The organism is Nocardioides sp. P86 (genome assembly GCF_023712465.1).
Lineage (GTDB): Bacteria > Actinomycetota > Actinomycetes > Propionibacteriales > Nocardioidaceae > Nocardioides > Nocardioides kribbensis.
On record NZ_JAMAYE010000001.1, the window covers coordinates 449,212 to 468,056 of the forward strand.

The following is an 18,845-nucleotide window of genomic DNA, read 5'->3' on the forward strand; positions in this document are numbered from 1 at the left end:
GGCCTCAGCTCTGGTTGAAGAAACCGCCCTCGGCGATCCGCTCCTTGTCCTCGGCGGCGACCGTGACGTTGGGCGGGGAGAGCAGGAACACCTTGTTGGTGACGCGCTCGATCGTGCCACGGGTGGCAAACACCAGGCCGGCGGCGAAGTCGACGAGACGCTTGGCGTCGGCGTCGTCCATCTCCGAGAGGTTCATGATCACCGGCACGCCCTCGCGGAAGTTCTCCCCGACGGTGCGGGCCTCGTTGTAGGTGCTCGGGTGCAGGGTCGTGATGCGGGACAATTCGGCTACCACTCCGGTGGGGCCGGCGGCCGGACGGCGGCGCTCGGCGAGGTCGGACACGGACGCGGCTCGCGCCGCGGGCTGACGGGGCGCCGCCGGGGCGGGCTGACGCTGGGCCGGGACCGCCTGGGTCTCACGGGTGGTGTCGTCGCCGTCGTACTCGTCGTCGTACCGGCCGGTGTCCTCGAGCAGGCCGAGGTACTCGCCGATCCTGCGCATCGCGCCGCTCATGACAGTCGTCCTCCGGAACTCCTGCGCCGTCGTCCCCGGGTGGGGCGATCGGCGCTCAACGTTGTAGTCGGACCCTACTGGACCGTGGGCCTCGAACCGAGCACCGCGGAGCCGAGCCGCACGTGTGTCGCGCCGGCCGCCACCGCCTGCTCGAGGTCGCCGCTCATGCCGGCGGACAGCACGGTCGCCGCGGGGTGCTGGGCGAGCAGCCGCTCGCGCAGGCGGGCCAGCCGCTCGAAGGCGACGGCGGGGTCCTCGGCCGGCGGCGCCACGGCCATCAGGCCCCGCAGGCGCAGGTGCTCGGCCTGCGCCACGCGGTCGGCGAGGGCCAGGAGCGCCTCGGGTCCGACGCCGGCGCGCCCCTCGGCCCCGGGCGGGTCCAGGCTGACCTGCACCAGCACGTCGAGGGGTCGCCCACGCCGCTCGGCGCCCCGGTCGAGGGGACCGACGAGCTTGGGACGGTCGACCGACTCCACGACGGCGGAGTACGCCGCGACCGCCGAGGCCTTGTTGCTCTGCAGACCGCCGATGAAGTGCCACGACAGGTCGAGGTCGGCCAGCTCTGCGGCCTTGGCCTCGGCCTCCTGGTGCCGGTTCTCCCCCACGTCGGTGACGCCGAGCCCGGCCAGGACGCGCACGTCGGAGGCGGGGAAGAACTTGGTGACGACCACCAGGTCGACGTCGTCGCGTGCGCGCCCCGCCGCCACGCACGCGTCGGCGAGCCGCTCGCGGGCACGCCCGAGGGCGGCCGTCAGCTCCGCGGCGCGCTCCGCCGGGGCGACGGAGCCGCCCGTGGGCCGGTGCGGGTCGCCGGGAGCGGTGCCGTGGGCGCTCACGCGCGCCGCCGTACGACGCCGGCCAGCCGCCCGGCTCTCCTACCGTCGCGACGGTAGGAGAAGAGGTCGGGCGACTCGCGGGTGCAGCGGGAGACGTCGTGCGCGACGACGTCCTCGCCGCGCAGCTGGGCGACCACCCCGGCGCCGACGTCGAGCGCCGGCGTGCCCCAGGTGGTCGTGGCGCGGCTCTCCGGCACGACGGCCGCGACCTCCTCGCGCATCTGCTCGGGCACCTCGTAGCACCCACCGCAGACGTGCGGTCCGACCCAGGCCTCGATCCGCCGCGCCCCGAGCTCCCGCATGCGCGACACCGCGGCGGGCACCACCCCGGCGACCAGGCCCGGTCGGCCGGCGTGGGCCGCGCCGACGACACCGGCCACCGGGTCGGCGAGGAGCACCGGCACGCAGTCGGCGGCCCGGACCACGAGCACCACGCCGGGGCGGTCGGTGACCAGGGCGTCGGCGTGCGGACGCTCGGCGGCGGGGTGGTCACCGACGGTGACGACCTCGCGGCCGTGCACCTGGAGCAGGTCGGCGACCCGGTCGCCCGGCGCGAAGTCGGCGAGGAGCAGCTCGAGGTTCCGCTGTCGCGACGCGGGGTCGTCGTCGCCCTCGACGGCGAGGTTGAGCTCGGCGAAGGGAGCAGCACTGACCCCGCCGACACGGTCGGTGAACGCGAGGTCCACGAGCGAGTCGGCGGGGCCGGTGGTGGTGCGGAAGGCGTACACCGGGGCAGGACCTACTTCAGGAAGTCGGGCACGTCGAGCTCGTCGTCGTCGAACTGCACCTGCCGCGGCGCCGGCCGCGGGGCGGGCGGCTGGGTCGGCGCCGGGCCCGTGGGACCGGACTGGCCACCCTGCTGACCGCCTTGCTGGCCACCCTGGTGCGGGGCCTGCTGCGGCGCCTGGCGCGGCGGCTGCTGCGGAGCCTGGCCGGGCTGGCCGCCCTGGGGCGCCGGCTGGCCGAAGCTCTGCCGCGCGCCCGCGGGGACGGGCTCTCGCTCCTCGCCGCGACGCAGCGACGGCGCCGGGGACGCCTGGCGGGCCTCCTGGGCCGGCTCGGCCTTGGGCTCGCGGCGCAGGACCGTGCCCTCGTCGCGCCGCTTGGGCGTGCCGCCGTCGAAGCCGGCGGCGATGACCGTCACGCGCACCTCGTCACCGAGGGCGTCGTCGATGGTGGCACCGAAGATGATGTTGGCCTCGGGGTGCACCGCCTCGGCGACGAGCGCGGCGGCCTCGTTGATCTCGAACAGGCCGAGGTCGGAGCCGCCGGCGATCGAGAGCAGCACGCCGTGGGCGCCGTCGATGGAGGCCTCGAGCAGGGGGCTGGAGACGGCCATCTCGGCGGCGGCGACGGAGCGGTCCTCGCCCCGGGCCGAGCCGATGCCCATGAGGGCGGAGCCGGCGTTGGCCATGACCGACTTCACGTCGGCGAAGTCGAGGTTGATCAGGCCGGGGGTGGTGATGAGGTCGGTGATGCCCGAGACACCCTGGAGCAGCACCTGGTCGGCCTGCTTGAAGGCGTCGAGCACCGACACGTTGCGGTCGCTGATCGAGAGCAGCCGGTCGTTGGGGATGACGATGAGGGTGTCGACCTCCTCGCGCAGCTGCGCGATGCCCTCCTCGGCGGAGTTGGCGCGGCGGCGGCCCTCGAAGGCGAACGGCCGGGTGACCACGCCGATGGTCAGCGCGCCCAGCGAGCGGGCGATGCGGGCCACGACGGGAGCGCCGCCCGTGCCGGTGCCGCCACCCTCGCCGGCGGTCACGAAGACCATGTCGGCGCCCTTGATGACCTCCTCGATCTCGTCGGCGTGGTCCTCGGCGGCCTGGCCGCCGACCTCGGGGTTGGCGCCGGCGCCGAGGCCGCGGGTGAGCTCGCGGCCGATGTCGAGCTTGACGTCGGCGTCGCTCATGAGGAGGGCCTGGGCGTCGGTGTTGATCGCGATGAACTCGACTCCCTTGAGCCCCACCTCGATCATCCGGTTGACGGCGTTGACACCGCCTCCGCCGATGCCCACGACCTTGATGATGGCCAGGTAGTTCTGTGCTGCTGCCACGGCGGCTCGCCTCTCGCTGATCGGTGGTGGTGCTGGGTCCGTGCGTCGCGCACGGGTGGTCTGGGGCGCCGCACCGGGACGGGCGGCGTTGGTGCTGCTGTGCTGATGGGGGGTGCTGCTGGGGGGTCGTGCCGGATGGTGCTGCGGGGAAGCGACGGGCCTCAACTCTGACCCTCAACCTGAGGGTTATAGTTATGTCAACCTCGCCGTGACGACGACAGTAGACACACGGAGACGCCGGATCGCGCAGACACGCCCGGCGCGTCCTCGACGATCCGGAGGAGGCCCGGTCAGCCGACCGCGGGACCGCTCACGGTCGGACGGCCCGGCACGCTCACGTCGTACGCCGTGCCGGGCTGCGACAGCAGCACGGTCAGCACCTCGGCCTTGCGCGCGGACTCGTCGGCGCTCCCCCACGCCACGGTGCGGCCGTCGCGCAGCGCCAGGACGATCCGGTCGACGGTCTCGACCTCCACGTGGTCGAGCCGACCCGCGAGGTCCTCCGGCAGCGCGGCGACGACCTGGGCCGCCTCGCGCAGCGCCTCCGCGGTGGTGTCGACCTGGCTCTCGACGCGCGGGAGACCCTGCGGTGCGGCGGTGTAGGTGCGGAAGGCCACGCCCTCGGCGTCGAGGCCGCGCAGCGTGCCGCCGAGCTCGACCACGGCCACGGCCACCCGCTCCTCGACCGAGATCGTCACCGCGTCGGGCCACGACCGGGTGACGTCGGCGGAGGCCACCTGGGAGAGCGACTCGACGCGGGCGCGCACGGCGGCGAGGTCGACCCGCGCCAGCGGCTCGCCGTCGGGCACCTGCGCGGCCGCCCGCACCTGGTCTGCGGCCAGCGGCCCGACGCCGGTGACCTCGACGTCCTCGACGTCGAGCAGCGCGGAGAACCACACGGTCCACACCGCAGCGGCTCCGAGCGCGAGCAGCACGAGGCCCACGACGACGTAGCGCAGCGTCGACCAGCGCCGGGCCCAGCGACGCCGCACGAAGCGGCGACGGGTGCGCCGGGTCCGCGGGTCGACCGGGTCGCTCACGGCCGGGGCCCCGCCTCGACCCCGTCGGCGCGCTGCTCGAGCAGGTCGAGCACGCGCGGGCCCACGGTGGTCACGGTGCCGGCGCCGAGGGTCAGCACGAGATCGCCCGCGCGGGCCCGGTCGACGAGGGCGGCCGGGGCGTCGGCGAGGTCGGGCACGAAGGCCACCCGGTCGTCGGGCAGCGGCACCGCGTCGGCGACCAGCGCGCCGGTCACCTCGGGGTCGGCGTCCTCGCGGGCCAGGTAGACGTCGAGCACGACGACCTCGTCGGCGGCGCCGAGCGCCTGGCCCATGGCGACGCCGAAGATGCGCGTGCGCGAGACCAGGTGGGGCTGGAAGGCCACGACGACGCGCCCCTCCCCCGCCACCGAGCGGGCCGCCTGGAGGTCGCCGGCGATCTCGACGGGGTGGTGGGCGTAGGAGTCGTAGACCCGCACCCCGGCGGCCTCGCCCTTGCGCTCCATGCGGCGCCGGGTGCCGCCGAAGGACTCCAGGCCCCGCTTGAGGGCCTCGAAGTCGTGGCCCAGGCGCAGCGCCGCGCCGAGCGCCGCCAGGGCGTCGAGCACGTAGTGGCGACCGGGGATCTGCAGGGTGACCCGACCCAGCTCGACCCCGCCGTCGACGACGGTGAAGGAGGAGGTGGTGCCGGCGAAGACGACGTCGACGGCGCGCAGGTCGGCGCCCTCGCCCTCGCCGACGCCCACGAAGGCGAGGTCGCGCGAGGCCGCGACCGCGCGCAGGGCGGCCGCGCCGTCGTCGTCGACGCAGGCCACCAGGAGGCCGCCGGGGCGGATGCGACCGACGAACTCCTCGAAGGCGGCGGCGTAGGCCTCCTCGGTGCCCCAGTTGTCGAGGTGGTCGGCCTCGACGTTGGTGACGACCGCGACGGTGGGCTCGTAGACCAGGAAGGCGCCGTCGCTCTCGTCGGCCTCGGCGACGAAGAGGTCGCCCGCGCCCTCGGCGGCGTTGGTGCCGGTCTGGGCGAGGTCGCCCCCGACGGCGTACGTCGGGTCGGCGCCGGCCGCCTGGAGGGCGACCGTGAGCAGCGAGGTGGTGGTGGTCTTGCCGTGGGTGCCGGCGACGGCCACGACGCGACGCCCGGCCATGACCGCGGCCAGCGCGGCCGAGCGCGGCAGCAGCCGCAGCCCGCGCTCCTGCGCGGCCACGACCTCGGGGTTGTCCTCGCGCACGGCGGTCGAGACGACCACGGTGTCGGCGTCGCCGAGCTGGCCGGCGGCGTGGCCGACATGGACCGTGGCTCCCAGCTCGCGCAGCCGCTGCAGCGTCGGGGAGTCGGTGCCGTCGCTGCCCGACACGGTGATGCCGCGGGCGAGGAGGATGCGCGCGATCCCGGAGAGCCCGGCACCGCCGATCCCGACGAGGTGGACCCGGCCGAGCCGGTCGGCGGGCAGGAGGGTGGACGGCACGGGCACCCTCATCGAGCACCCCCCGTGCGGTCGCGGCGCGTCGCACCCAGCTCGAGCACCAGGCGCGCCAGGCGCTCGTCGGCGTCGCGGGGCACGAGGGCCACGGCCGCCGCGCTCATCCGCTGCAGCCGGGGTGCGTCGGTGGCCAGGCCCGGCACGGTCGCCGCGACCCAGTCGGGGGTGACGTCGGCGTCGTCGACCAGGAGCGCGCCCCCGGCGTCGACCACGGGCCGCGCGTTCTGCGCCTGCTCGCCGTTGCCGATCGGCAGCGGCACGAGGATGGCGGGCAGGCCGGTGGCGGCCGCCTCCACGACGCTGTTGGCCCCCGCACGGCAGAGCACGAGGTCGGCGGCGGCATAGGCGAGGTCCATGCGGTCGACGTAGTCGACGATGACGTAGGAGGAGCCCGCCGCGGCCGGGTCGGCCCCGCCGTGCTTGCCCTGCACGTGCAGCACCTGCACGCCGGCGGCCGCGAGGGCGGGCGCCGCGGCGGAGACGGCCTGGTTGAGGCGGGTCGCACCCTGCGACCCCCCGGTCACCAGCAGGGTCGGCCGAGCGGGGTCGAGACCGAAGGCTGCGCAGGCCTCGGCGCGACTGGCGGCCCGGTCGAGCTGGGAGATCATGCGGCGGATCGGCAGGCCGACGTACTCGGCGCCGCGCAGCGGGGTGTCGGGGAAGCTCACGGCCACGCGCGCGGCGAGGCGGGCGCCGAGACGGTTGGCGACGCCGGGCAGCGCGTTCTGCTCGTGCAGCGCGATCGGGAGGCGACGACGCCGGGCGGCGAGGTAGGCCGGCACCGAGACGTAGCCGCCGTAGCCCACGACGACGTCGGGGCGGACGCGGTCGAGCACGGCGAGGGTCTCGGTGACCGCGCCGCGCAGGCGGCCCGGCACCCGCAGCAGGTCGGCGCCGGGGCGCCGAGGCAGCGGCACCGGCGGCACCAGCTCGAGGGGGTAGCCGGCCTCGGGCACGACCCGGGTCTCGAGCCCGCGGGGGGTGCCGAGACAGGTCACCTCGGTGGCGGGGTCGAGCCGGCGCAGGGCGTCGGCGGTGGCGAGCAGGGGCGAGGTGTGACCGGCGGTGCCACCGCCGGCGAGGAGTACGCGCATCCGGACCAACCTAGCGATCGGACCGGCCGCGCCCGGAGGTGAGGCCCGCCAGCGGTCCGGCCGCCACGCCGCTGGAGCGTCCGCGCCGGCGCAGGGCGAGGGCCCGGGCCGCCTCGGGCTCGCGGCGGGCGAAGCCGATGAGCAGGCCCAGCGCGATCAGCGACGGCAGCAGCGCCGACCCGCCGTAGGAGACCAGGGGCAGCGGGATGCCGATGACGGGCAGCAGGGCGAGCACCATGCCGACGTTGATCACCATCTGCCCGACCAGCCAGACCACGATGCCGAACGACGCGTAGCGCACGAAGGGGTCGGCGGTGTGGCGCGCGACCCGCAGGGCGGCGAAGGCGATGGTGAGGAAGAGCGCGACGACCAGCACCGTGCCGACCAGGCCCAGCTCCTCGCCGAGCACGGCGAAGATGAAGTCGGTGTGGGCCTCGGGCAGGTCGCCCCACTTCTGCTGGGAGGCGCCGATCCCCTGGCCGAACCAGCCGCCGCTGGACAGGGCGTAGAGCCCGTGGGCGGGCTGCCAGCCGGAGTCGTGGAAGTCCTTGAAGGGGTCGGCGAAGGTGGTCAGCCGCGAGACCCGCTCGGGGTCGCTGGCGGCCAGACCGATGGCGGCGACGCCCACCAGTGAGAGGCAGACGGCGAAGAAGCGCAGCGGCGCGCCGACCACCCACAGCATGCCGAGCATGATCGCGAACAGCACGAGCGCCGTGCCGAGGTCGCGGCCGAAGACGACCAGCCCGGTCGCCAGCAGCAGGCCGGGGACCACCGGCACCATCACCTGGTGCAGGCTCGCGAGGCGGCGCTCCTTGTTGGCGTAGATGTGCGCGGCCCACAGGATGAGCGCGAGCTTGGCGATCTCGGAGGGCTGGATCTGTAGCGGCCCGATCGCCAGCCAGTTCTGGTTGCCGTTGACCGCGACGCCGATGAAGGCGGTGAGCAACAGCAGCGCCAGCGAGACGAGGTAGCCCGGGTAGGCCAGGGCGCGCAGCAGCCGGTGGGGCAGCCGGCTGGCCACGAAGGCGAGCGGCAGCCCGAGCACCACCCACATCAGCTGCCGGCGCACGATGGCGTAGGAGTCGCCGTCGTTCTGGGTGAAGGAGTACACGCTCGAGGCGCTGAGGACCATGATCAGGCCGATGGTCAGCAGCAGGGTCGAGGCTCCCAGCAGCAGGTAGTACGAGGTGAGCGGGCGGTCGAGCGCGTCGTGCACCGTCGCCGTGGTCGTGCGCACGCGCTCGCGCAGGGTCCACCACGCCGAGGCGGCGCCGCCGGGGGCGGGCATCGACCGGGTGTCGTCGAGGCCCTGCGGGGCGGGGCGGGCGGTGCGGGTGGGGCTGGGGCCCCGCTCGGCGGTGGTGGTCACGGCGTCCCTTCCTGCGTGGGCCCTGAGGGCCCGGTCGGACCGCTAGCCGGTCCTCTCCCGGACCGCTGCGGTGAAGGCGTCACCACGAGCGGCGTAGCTGGCGAACATGTCCATGGAGGCGCATCCCGGCGCGAGGAGGACGGTGTCCCCCGACCGGGCGAGCCCGGCCGCCGCGTCGACGACCTGTCGCATGACCTGTTCTGGTGTGTCTGGTGTGCGTGTGACTGCTGGTGCGTGTGTGGCGCCAGTCTGGTCGCCGCCGACGACTTTGACGGGCACATCGGGCGCGTGTCGGGCAAGAGCGCGGGCGATCACGTCGCGGTCACGGCCCAGCAGCACGACACCGCGGAGCCGGGGTGCGGCGGAGCGCACGAGGTCGTCGAAGTCGGCACCCTTGGCCAGTCCGCCGGCGACCCAGACCACGGGGTCGTAGGCCTGCAGCGACGCCCCGGCCGCGTGGGGGTTGGTGGCCTTGGAGTCGTCGACCCAGGTCACGCCCTCGTGGGTGGCCACCACGGCGATGCGGTGGCCGTCGGGCCGGAAGCCGCGCAGCCCGTCGCGCACCGCCTGCTGGGAGACCCCGTGCGAGCGGGCCAGGGCCGCGGCGGCCAGGGCGTTGGCGACCTGGTGGGGTGCGGCCGGGTGGCCGTCGACCTCGAGGTCGGCGAGGTGGCACAGCTCGGCGGCGCTCGTGCCGCGCTCCTCGATGAAGGCGCGGTCGACGAGGATGTCCTCGACCAGGCCGAGCATGCCCACGCCCGGGACGCCGAGGGTGAAGCCGACCGCGCGGGCCCCCTCGACGACGTCGGCCTCGCGCACCAGGCGCTCGGTCTCGGGGTCGGCGACGTTGTAGACGCACGCGCGCTGGACGCGCTCGTAGATGCGCCCCTTGTCGGCGGCGTAGTCGGCCATCGAGGCGTACCAGTCGAGGTGGTCCTCGGCGAGGTTGAGCACCGCCGCCGACTGCGCGCTCATCGAGTCGGTGTAGTGCAGCTGGAAGCTGGAGAGCTCCACGGCCAGCACGTCGTAGGGCTCGGGGTCCATGACGGCCTCGACGATGGGCAGGCCCACGTTGCCGACGGCGACGCTGCGCAGACCCGCCGCACGCAGGATCGCGTCGAGCATCTGCACGGTGGTGGTCTTGCCGTTGGTGCCGGTCACCGCCAGCCACGGCGTGGCGTGGGCCGGGTCGCGCAGGCGCCAGGCCAGCTCCACCTCGCCCCAGACCGGGATCCCGCGGGCCCGCGCCTGCGCGAGCAGCGGCGCGTCGGGGCGCCAGCCTGGCGAGGTGACGAGGACGTCGGCGTCCTCGGGCAGGGTCGCCGTGGCGCCCTCCCCCAGGCGGATCGACGCACCGAGCACCTCCAGCAGCTCGGCCTTCTCCTCCTTGCCCGCCGCCGACTCGTCGAGGGCGGTGACGTCGGCGCCGAGGTGGTTGAGGTTGTCGGCGGCGGCGAAGCCGGAGACGCCGAAGCCGGCGACGACGGCCTTCACGCCGTGCCAGGGCGTGTGCCGGCCCAGGGAGTCGAGGTCGCGGGGCGCGCTCATGTGCCGGCGACCCACTCGGCGTAGAAGATGCCCAGGCCGCCGGCGACGCACAGCCCGGTGATGATCCAGAACCGGATGACCACCGTGATCTCGTCCCAGACCATCTCGAAGTGGTGGTGGATGGGCGCGATGCGGAAGAGCCGCTTGCCCGTGCCGGTGAGGCGTCGCGTGGCCTTGAACCAGGTCACCTGGAGCATCACCGAGACGGTCTCCATGACGAAGACGCCGCCGAGCACGATGAGGAGCAGCTCGGTGCGGCTGAGCACCGCGAAGCCGGCCAGCGCCGCGCCCAGCGCCAGGGAGCCCGTGTCGCCCATGAAGATCTGGGCCGGCGAGGCGTTCCACCACAGGAAGCCGAAGCAGGCGCCGGTGATGGCCGCGGCGATGATCGCCAGGTCGAGGGGGTCGCGCACCTCGTAGCACTTGCCGTAGGCGATGTCGTCCTGGCCGCACCACTGGTTGTTCTGCCAGATGTTGACCAGGGTGTAGGCGCCGAACACCATCACGCTCGCGCCGGTGGCCAGGCCGTCGGCGCCGTCGGTGAGGTTGACCGCGTTGCTGGTGGCGATGACGATCAGCAGGATCAGCACCACCGCCACCACGGCGGGCAGCACGAAGCTGTCGAAGTCGCGGATGAAGGACAGCGAGAACGACGCCGGCCGCTGGCCGCGGTCGTCGGCGAACCACGGGCTCAGCGCCAGCACCGCGAAGGTGAGGCCGACGATGGTCTGCCCGACGATCTTGGCCTTGCTGCGCAGGCCGAGGCTGCGCTGCTTGTAGATCTTGATGAAGTCGTCGAGGAAACCGACCAGGCCGGTGCCGACGAAGAGGAAGAGCAGCAGCAGCGCCGAGGCGCTGGGCAGGTCGCGTGTCACGAGCTTGGCGACGAAGTAGCCCACCACGGTGGCGCCGATGATGACGACGCCGCCCATCGTCGGGGTGCCGCGCTTGGTGTGGTGACTGGTGGGTCCGTCGTCGCGGATCTCCTGGCCGTAGCCCCACTCGGTGAAGCGCCGGATCGCGACGCGGGTCCCGAGCAGCGAGATCAGCAGCGCCAGGCCGCCTCCCATGAGGATCGCTCTCATCCGCCTACGTCCGCTCCCTCGGTGCCGTCACTGCGCGTCGCCGCGCCGTCCCTCGCCCCGCGTCGCCGCCGGGGTGATCCCCGACGTCGCCGGGGCAACCAGGACATCTTGGCCCACGAGGGCCGCCGGCGCCTCCGCGCCCCGCCGCCCGGTGGCGATCCTCACGTCGTGGTGCGGCCCTCGGCCAGGGACGCGAGCAGCAGCTCGCGGGCGACGAGCCGGTCGTCGAAGGGGTGCACGACCCCGTCGACCTCCTGGCCGGTCTCGTGGCCCTTGCCGGCCACGAGCACGATGTCGCCCGGCCGGGCCACGGCGAGGGCCGCGGCGATCGCCGTACGCCGGTCGCCGACCTCGCGCACCTCGGCGCGCTCGGCCTCGGGCACCGCGGCGGCGCCGGCCAGGACGGCGGCGCGGATGGCGGCCGGGTCCTCGCTGCGGGGGTTGTCGTCGGTGACGACGAGCACGTCGGCGAGCCGCGCGGCGATCTCCCCCATCACCGGGCGCTTGCCGGTGTCGCGGTCACCCCCGGCGCCCAGCACGACCACCACCCGGCCCGCGGTGAGCGGGCGCAGGGCGGCCACGGCCGCCTCGACGGCGTCGGGCTTGTGGGCGTAGTCGACGACGACCTCGAAGTCCTGCCCCGCGTCGACGCTCTCGAGCCGGCCCGGCACGCCGGCCAGAGCGGCGACCCCGTCGGCCACGCCGGGGGCGTCGAGCCCGGCCTCGCCCGCGGCGGCCACGGCCGCGAGGGCGTTGGAGACGTTGAAGGCACCGGCCAGGGGCACCTCGGCCGGGAACGGCGGGCCCGCCGGGCCGCGCACCTCGAAGGAGGTGCGGCTCGGGGCCGGGCACAGGTCGAGCGCCTCCCAGTCGGCGCCCCCGCCGGTGGTGGAGAAGGTCGCGACCGGCAGCGGCGTCTCCCGGGCCAGGCGCCGGCCGTGCTCGTCGTCGCGGTTGACCAGCGCGCGACGCGCTCGGTCGGGGCCGAAGAGGGCGGCCTTGGCCTGGAAGTACTCCTCCACGGTGTCGTGGAAGTCGAGGTGGTCGCGCCCCAGGTTGAGGAAGACGGCCACGTCGAAGACCACGCCGTCCACGCGGCCCAGCACGAGGGCGTGGCTGGAGACCTCCATGGCGCACACCTCGACGCCGCGTTCCACCATGACCGCGAAGAGACCGTGGAGGTCGGGGGCCTCGGGCGTCGTCAGCGCCGTGCGTACGTCGACCCCGGCGATGCGGGTGCCGACCGTGCCGATCACCGCGGAGCGCACCCCCGCGCCGGCCAGGCCGCCCTCGAGGAGCCGCGTGGTGGTGGTCTTGCCCTGGGTGCCGGTGACGCCGATCATCGTCAGCCGCTCGGCGGGGTGGCCGTAGAGGTGGGCGCTGACCCGCCCGAGCACACGGCGGGGGTCGTCGACCACGAGGGCGGGCACACCGGGGGGCACGCGGTCGGCGCCCGCGGGGTCGGTGAGCACCGCCACGGCTCCGGCCCCTATCGCCGCCGCGGCGTAGTCGACGCCGTGGGCGCGCGCGCCGGGGAGCGCGGCGTAGAGGTCGCCCGGCCGGACGCGCTGGGAGCTGAGCGTGATGCCGGTCAGCGTCGGGTCGGTCGAGGGCGCGGTGCGGTGGGCCGGCGCCAGCTCGCGGCGCACCCACGCCGTCAGCTCCGAGAGGGGCGTGCGGGGCGGGTCTGCGGGGCGGGTGTCGCCGGGCGTGCCGGGAGTGCCAGGTGTCGAGGTCACGATCGGGTCAGCCTAGGAGCGCGCGGCCGGGCTCACCACTCGACGGGCAGGCGCGAGGGCTCGGTGCCGGTGGGGGGCACGGCGTAGCGGCGCAGCGCGTAGCCCATGATCTTGGAGAAGGCCGGACCGCCGACCGAGCCGCCCCCGCCGCCGTTGGTGGGGTTCTGCACCACGACGTAGATGGTGAAGCGGGGGTCGTCGGCGGGCGCGAACCCGGCGAAGGAGACGGTGTAGCTGCCGTCGTAGCACTGGCACTCGCTGCTGGCCCGCTGCGCCGTGCCGGTCTTGCCGGCGACGCGGTAGCCGGGGACGGCCGCGCCCGGGGCGACGCCGACCTCGGGGTCGACCACGCGCTCCATCATGTGGGTCGTCTGGCGCGCCGCGTCCTCGCTGATGACGCGGCGCTCCGTGGCGTGGTCGGTGCCGACCTGCTCGCCGGAGTCGGTGGTGGCCGAGCCGAGCACCACGCTGGGGTCGATGCGCACCCCGCCGTTGGCGATGGTGTTGACCGCGGCCGCCATCTGCAGCGCGTTGACCGAGACCGACTGGCCGAAGGCGATGCGGTCCTGCAGCGCGTCGGACCAGATGCTCTCGTCGGGCAGGATGCCGGCGGACTCGCCGCGGATGCCCGTGCCGGTGGTGCGCCCGAGGCCGAAGGCGTCGAGGTAGGAGCGCAGCTCGCCGTCGTCGTACTTCTCCGTGGCCATCACGGTGCCGATGTTGGAGGACTGGGCGATGACGCCGGCCAGCGTGAGCCGGATGGTGCCGTGGTCGAACCAGTCGCTGATCGGGTTGTCCCCCTCGCGCTGCAGCACGCCGGGCACCGTGAGCCGCGTGCGGGCGGTGACCTTGCCGGCGTCGACCAGGCCCGCGACGGTGAGGACCTTCTCGACCGAGCCGGGCTCGTAGACGTCGCTGACGGCGCGCGAGCCGAGGTCGGCCTCGTCGGACTCCAGCGGGTGGTTGGCGTCGAAGGTGGGGTAGTCGGCCAGCGTCAGCACGTCGCCGGTGCGGCTGTCGAGCACGACGACCGAGCCCGATTCGCCTCCGGAGTCGCGCACGGCCTGGCGCAACACGCGCTGGGAGTAGAACTGCAGGTCGCGGTCGAGGGTGGTGCGCAGGTCCTCGCCGTCGACGGCCGGCACGGTGGTGTTCTCCCCCAGCGGGACGCGGTTGCCGGCGGCCACGGAGTAGCGCGCCTCGCCGTCGACGCCGTCGAGGAGGTCGTCGAAGGTGCGCTCGAAGCCGGCCAGCGGCTTGGTCGTGCCGTTCTTGCGGGGGGTGCCGACGAAGCCGACGAGGTTGGCGGCGACGTCGCCCGCGGGGTACTCCCGCACCGGGTCGCGCTCGGTGACCAGACCGTCGTAGCCCAGCGCGCGCGCCTTGGAGACCACCGAGGTGGCGAGGGCGGCGGGCACGCTGCGGGCGATGTACTGGAAGCGGCTGTCTTCGGCCCGCAGGCGGGGCAGGATCGTGAAGTAGTCGACGTCGAGGCGGTTGGCGAGGAAGCGCGCGAGCTCCGGGGCGTCGTCGGCGGTCAGCGCCGGGTCGGCCACGACCATCAGCCCGTCGACCGACTCCGCCAGCGGCTCGCCGTTGCGGTCGAGGATGTCGCCGCGCTCGGCGGGGAGCACGATCTCCTCCAGGCCCTCGGCCGCGGCCATCGAGGCGTAGGACGCGGGGTCGAGGCCCTGCAGCTGCACGAGGCGGCCCACGAAGACCGACAGCACCATCGCGATGACCAGGAAGCCGATCCGCAGCCGCAGCTGCGGGGAGCCCCTCAGCTCGCCGGCGGGGCGGGCCGGGCCACGGGCTGCGGTCCTGCGCATCGGCTGGCGGGTCTGTCGCACGCTCGTCCTCCGGGTGCTGCTGGTGCTGGGCGGTTCGGTCCGTGGTGCGGGCGGTGCACGTGGTGCGGGTGGTGCGGGTGTTACTGGACGTTCCTACCCCCACCGGCGTCGCCGTCGCGGTTGCCGCGCGGGGCGTCCTCGTCGGTGTCGTCGCCGGTCTGGTCCTGCTGGCGCTCAGGCCCACTGCCGTCGCGGTCGCCGGACCGGTCGCCGGCGTCCGAGCCCTCGCGGCCGCCCGAGCGGTCACGGTCGCCCGAGCGGTCACCGTCACCCGAGCCGTCACGGTCGCCCGAGCGGTCGCGGTCGCCGGGGAGGGTGCCCTCCGGCGGCGCCTGGGTCGGGGCCGGCGGGCGGAGCTCGGCCGGCAGCGGCGCCGGGGGCGGGTCGAGCGCGAGGGTCCCGGGAGCGAGGGCGGCGTCCGTGGTGCCGGTGACGGTGCCGTCGGAGAGGTCGAGGAACTGCGGCGCGGCCGGGAGCACCAGGCCCTGGGCCTGGGCCCGGCGCGCGACGTTCTGCGGGTCGCGCAGGCGCTCGAGCTGCATCGACAGCGAGGCCTGGCGCGCGGTGAGCACGGTGGCGCGGTCCTGGAGCTCGGTGGCGGCGAAGGCCGACTGCTGCATCGAGGTGTTGAACAGCAGCAGGCCCACGACGCCGCCGAGCATCAGCAGGCTGAGCAGGGTCACGAACGGCACCTTGGCCGCCCTCGTGCGGCCCCGGGGCACGACGGTCAGCCGGGCACGCTCGACGGCGGCCTCGGCGAGGCGGGGCAGTCTGGTCTGGATCGCTCGTGCCGTGCTGCTCATCGGGCTGCTCCCCCTCGGGTGTCGGGACGGTGGGTGGTGCGGGGCGTGCGGGCGGCCGACCGGCCCTGGGGCCGGTCCTGGGGCCCGTCGGAGGGTCTGACCCGCTCGACGGCGCGCAGGCGCACGGAGGCGGCGCGCGGGTTGGCCTCGATCTCGCCCGCGTCGGCCTTCTCCGAGCCGCGGGTGACCAGGCGCAGGGCCGGCTCGCTGCCCTCGGGCACGAAGGGGAGGTCGTCGGGCACGACCGAGCGGGTCGCGGCGGTGAAGGCCTGCTTGACCAGCCGGTCCTCCAGGGAGTGGTAGGACTCGACCACGACCCTCCCGCCGACGCCGAGGACGTCGATGGCGGCCGGCAGCGCGCGGCGCAGCACGGCCAGCTCGTCGTTGACCTCCATACGCAGCGCCTGGAAGGTGCGCTTGGCGGGGTGGCCGCCGGTGCGCCGGGCCGGTGCGGGGATCTCGGCGTACAGCAGCTCGACGAGCGGCCCGGACGTCGTGAAGGGCTCGCTCTCGCGGCGGCGCACGACGGCGGCGGCGATCTTGCGGGCGAACTTCTCCTCGCCGTAGTCGCGCAGGACGCGGGTCAGGTCGGCGGCGGAGTAGGTGTTGAGGACGTCGGCGGCGGTCGGGCCGGTCGAGGAGTCCATGCGCATGTCGAGCGGGGCGTCCTCGGCGTAGGCGAAGCCGCGCTCGCGCACGTCGAGCTGCATGGAGGAGACCCCGAGGTCGAAGAGCACGCCGGCGATCTCGCCCAGGCCGAGGTCGGCGACGACCTCGCCGATCTCGTCGTAGGTGGCGTGCACGCCGGTGAAGCGCTCGCCGTGGGCCGCCAGGCGCTCGCCGGCCAGCGCGAGCGCGGCGGGGTCGCGGTCGATGCCCACGACGCGGGCGCCGGGGAGCCGCTCGAGGACGGCCTCGCTGTGACCACCGAGGCCCAGGGTGCAGTCGACGAGCACGGGAGCCGCGCCCAGCCGGGCGGCGGCGGCCTCGTCGAGCGCGGGCGCCAGCAGGTCGACGACCCGGTCGAGCAGGACCGGGACGTGGCGGGGGGAAGCCATGGAGCCGACCTCAGCGTCCCAGGCTCGAGAGCAGCAGGAGGGTCGCGGCGCCACCGAGGGAGACCGCGGCGGAGAACGCCATCAGCACCACCGCGTCGCGCGCCTGGTGGCGCACCCGCGGCGGCGCGGGCTCGTGGGTGATGCTCATCGTCGACCCCAGATCGGGTGGTGTGCGGGCGGTGCGGGGGAAAGGGCGGATCCGCCGAGCCGGGTCCCGGCCCGCTCCGTGAGAAGACTCGAGGTGGCGTTCGGTCCTGGTGCCGGGGAAGGTGCCCCAGGGCCGAGGGAGCGGGCCGGTACCGAGACCGGCGGATCCGTGGTGGACGTGCGGGTGGTGCTGATGGTGGTGCTGGTGGAGCCGTCTGCGGTGGTGCGGGGTGGAGCCGGGGGGTGCCGGGTCAGACGGGCGGCTGCTCGTCGAGCTCGGCGAACTTCTCCTGGGCCCCGGAGGAGTACTCCTGCCAGCGGACGGGATCCCAGATCTCGATGCGGTCCATCACGCCGATGACGACGACGTCGCGCTCGAGAGAGGCGTACTGGCGCAGCACCGACGGGATGCCGATGCGCCCCTGCTTGTCCGGCGTGCCCTGCTCGGCGCCCGCGAAGAGCACGCGGGCGTAGTCACGGGCGTCGCGGTTGGTCATCGGCGTGCTCTGTGCGCGCTGGGCCTCCTGCATGAAGACGTCCTCGGGCCACACGACCAGGCACTTCTCCTGTCCCTGTGTCACGACGAGCCCTTCTGCGAGTCGGTCCCTGAACTTGGCCGGCAGGAAGAGACGTCCCTTCTCGTCCAGCTTCGGCGTGTACGTGCCCATGAAGAACACGTCGCACCTCCACTGATCCGGGAGCCTCCTCCACTTCGCACCACCTTACTCCACCTTCCTCCACCGTCAACCACATCCGACCACTCCAGGGCGGTGTTCTGCGCCCGCGAGCGCTCCACCGGGCCGCGGCCGCTCGTCGCCCGGCCCTACCGACCTGAGGGAGCAGACCCTGCGCCGGCGCGGCGCGCCGCGGCGGCCGAGGACCCCGCCGAACCGCTGTCGTCGCAGGTCAGCGGCCTGCGGCGCCGAGATCGACCGGGCGCTCCCGGCGTACGACGACGCGACGCGGACCTGCTGCGGGGCGCACGGTGGGGGCCGGTGGAGCGGGCCCGGGCGGAGGTGGAGCGCGGGTGGAGGAGCGTGGGGCACCCGGCGCGCCCCGGGGGTGCCTGGTGGGGCGCAGCGGACCACCGTGACCGCCGGGGCCGGACCTGACGCGAGCGCGCCGGCAGGCGACGCGAGTTGCACCGACGCCCTACCGTGATGTCATCCCCGGGCGCCGTGCCCGCCGGCGCCGAGTGCACGACCGAAAGGACCCGACGTGGTTGCTCCGATCCCTGGAGGCGCCGACCTCGAGACCGTGGCCCGGGTCGTCTCCCGGGTCCGGGGCAACGTCGAGCGGGTCATCGAGGGCAAGCCCGACGTCGTCTCCGCGGCCCTCGTGGTGCTGCTCGCCGAGGGCCACCTGCTCATCGAGGACGTGCCCGGGGTCGGCAAGACCATGCTCAGCAAGGCCCTGGCACGCAGCATCGACTGCTCGGTGAGCCGCATCCAGTTCACCCCCGACCTGCTGCCCTCCGACGTCACCGGGGTCTCGGTCTTCAACCAGAACACCCGCGAGTTCGAGTTCCGCCCCGGCGGGATCTTCGCCAACGTCGTCGTCGGCGACGAGATCAACCGGGCCTCCCCCAAGACCCAGTCGGCGCTGCTGGAGGCGATGGAGGAGCGCCAGGTGACGGTCGACAACGCGACCTACCACCTCGAGGCGCCGTTCATGGTCATCGCGACCCAGAACCCCGTCGAGATGGAGGGCACCTACGCGCTGCCCGAGGCCCAGCGCGACCGCTTCATGGCCCGGGTCTCGATGGGCTACCCCGTCGCCTCCGCGGAGATCGCCATGCTCGACTCCCACACCCGCTCCAACCCCCTCGACGACCTCGAGGCCGTCACCGACGCCTCGGAGCTGCGCAAAATCACCGGGATCGTGGCGCAGGTGCACGTCGCCCACGCGGTGCAGCGCTACGCCGTCGCGCTGACCAGCGCCACCCGCACCACCGAGGACCTCACCCTCGGCGCCTCCCCCCGGGCCACGCTCCACCTCGTGCGCGCCGCGAAGGCCTACGCCGCCATCGAGGGCCGCGACTACGTCGTGCCCGACGACCTGCAGCTGCTGGCGCGCACCGTGCTGGCCCACCGCCTGCTGCCGAGCGTGGAGGCCGCGATGAACGGGCGCACCACCGAGGCCGTGCTCGACCGCATCCTCGCCGGGGTGCCGGTGCCGGAGCCCGACCGGGCCTGAGCCCCTCTCCCCCACCGCAGCACCCCGCGCCACGCCACACCGCCCCACGCCGACACCACCGACACCGC

Annotated in this window: 17 protein-coding genes; 1 reads left to right on the forward strand and 16 read right to left on the reverse strand. The window is 74.6% G+C overall.

What is annotated here, in order from left to right:
- Positions 1-4 precede the first annotated feature (4 nt).
- The 16 genes from M3673_RS02080 to mraZ form a co-directional block, all read right to left on the reverse strand.
- Positions 5-514 (reverse strand): cell division protein SepF, encoded by a 510-nt coding sequence (locus M3673_RS02080; RefSeq protein WP_056904516.1) that lies wholly within the window; start codon positions 512-514, stop codon positions 5-7.
- 74 nt (positions 515-588) lie between these two features.
- Positions 589-1,350 (reverse strand): YggS family pyridoxal phosphate-dependent enzyme, encoded by a 762-nt coding sequence (locus M3673_RS02085; RefSeq protein WP_308196078.1) that lies wholly within the window; start codon positions 1,348-1,350, stop codon positions 589-591.
- Positions 1,347-2,078 carry a peptidoglycan editing factor PgeF gene (gene pgeF, locus M3673_RS02090; RefSeq protein WP_251531159.1) on the reverse strand — a complete coding sequence of 244 codons (732 nt, stop codon included), beginning with the start codon at positions 2,076-2,078 and terminating at the stop codon, positions 1,347-1,349. Before pgeF ends, M3673_RS02085 begins: the two co-directional genes overlap by 4 nt.
- Before the next feature lie 11 nt (positions 2,079-2,089).
- Complete coding sequence (ftsZ, locus tag M3673_RS02095) at positions 2,090-3,406, reverse strand: cell division protein FtsZ (protein ID WP_251531164.1); 1,317 nt, start codon at positions 3,404-3,406, stop codon at positions 2,090-2,092.
- Between the two features lie 290 nt (positions 3,407-3,696).
- A complete protein-coding gene (locus tag M3673_RS02100) occupies positions 3,697-4,446 on the reverse strand; it encodes a cell division protein FtsQ/DivIB (protein WP_193664664.1) in 750 nt (249 codons plus the stop codon).
- Positions 4,443-5,885 (reverse strand): UDP-N-acetylmuramate--L-alanine ligase, encoded by a 1,443-nt coding sequence (gene murC, locus M3673_RS02105; RefSeq protein WP_251531166.1) that lies wholly within the window; start codon positions 5,883-5,885, stop codon positions 4,443-4,445. The genes M3673_RS02100 and murC overlap by 4 nt, the downstream gene beginning before the upstream one ends.
- On the reverse strand, positions 5,882-6,982 hold the full coding sequence (gene murG, locus M3673_RS02110) for an undecaprenyldiphospho-muramoylpentapeptide beta-N-acetylglucosaminyltransferase (RefSeq protein ID WP_193664668.1): 1,101 nt from the start codon (positions 6,980-6,982) through the stop codon (positions 5,882-5,884). The genes murC and murG overlap by 4 nt, the downstream gene beginning before the upstream one ends.
- Before the next feature lie 10 nt (positions 6,983-6,992).
- Entirely contained in the window at positions 6,993-8,351 is a 1,359-nt protein-coding gene (gene ftsW / locus M3673_RS02115; RefSeq protein ID WP_228942895.1) for a putative lipid II flippase FtsW, read from the reverse strand.
- Positions 8,352-8,393: 42 nt separating this feature from the next.
- Positions 8,394-9,899, reverse strand: a complete 1,506-nt coding sequence (gene murD, locus M3673_RS02120; RefSeq protein WP_251531167.1) for a UDP-N-acetylmuramoyl-L-alanine--D-glutamate ligase — start codon at positions 9,897-9,899, stop codon at positions 8,394-8,396.
- Positions 9,896-10,984, reverse strand: coding sequence for a phospho-N-acetylmuramoyl-pentapeptide-transferase (gene mraY / locus M3673_RS02125; protein ID WP_193664673.1), 1,089 nt, complete (start codon positions 10,982-10,984; stop codon positions 9,896-9,898). Before mraY ends, murD begins: the two co-directional genes overlap by 4 nt.
- 161 nt (positions 10,985-11,145) lie before the next feature.
- Positions 11,146-12,645, reverse strand: coding sequence for a UDP-N-acetylmuramoyl-L-alanyl-D-glutamate--2,6-diaminopimelate ligase (locus tag M3673_RS02130; RefSeq protein ID WP_285839073.1), 1,500 nt, complete (start codon positions 12,643-12,645; stop codon positions 11,146-11,148).
- Between the two features lie 110 nt (positions 12,646-12,755).
- Positions 12,756-14,573: a penicillin-binding protein 2 gene (locus M3673_RS02135; protein ID WP_251531170.1), complete on the reverse strand. Its 1,818-nt coding sequence runs from the start codon at positions 14,571-14,573 to the stop codon at positions 12,756-12,758.
- A gap of 80 nt (positions 14,574-14,653) precedes the next feature.
- A complete protein-coding gene (locus tag M3673_RS02140) occupies positions 14,654-15,376 on the reverse strand; it encodes a hypothetical protein (RefSeq protein ID WP_251531172.1) in 723 nt (240 codons plus the stop codon).
- Positions 15,373-16,434, reverse strand: coding sequence for a 16S rRNA (cytosine(1402)-N(4))-methyltransferase RsmH (rsmH, locus tag M3673_RS02145; RefSeq protein WP_251531174.1), 1,062 nt, complete (start codon positions 16,432-16,434; stop codon positions 15,373-15,375). Before rsmH ends, M3673_RS02140 begins: the two co-directional genes overlap by 4 nt.
- A 10-nt stretch (positions 16,435-16,444) precedes the next feature.
- A complete protein-coding gene (locus tag M3673_RS02150; protein ID WP_156697701.1) occupies positions 16,445-16,582 on the reverse strand; it encodes a hypothetical protein in 138 nt (45 codons plus the stop codon).
- A gap of 250 nt (positions 16,583-16,832) precedes the next feature.
- Entirely contained in the window at positions 16,833-17,258 is a 426-nt protein-coding gene (mraZ, locus tag M3673_RS02155; RefSeq protein ID WP_193664679.1) for a division/cell wall cluster transcriptional repressor MraZ, read from the reverse strand.
- A 541-nt stretch (positions 17,259-17,799) separates the two neighbouring features.
- Between mraZ and M3673_RS02160 the strand changes: the two genes are divergently transcribed.
- Positions 17,800-18,777, forward strand: a complete 978-nt coding sequence (locus tag M3673_RS02160) for a MoxR family ATPase (RefSeq protein ID WP_056862497.1) — start codon at positions 17,800-17,802, stop codon at positions 18,775-18,777.
- The last annotated feature ends 68 nt before the right edge of the window (positions 18,778-18,845 follow it).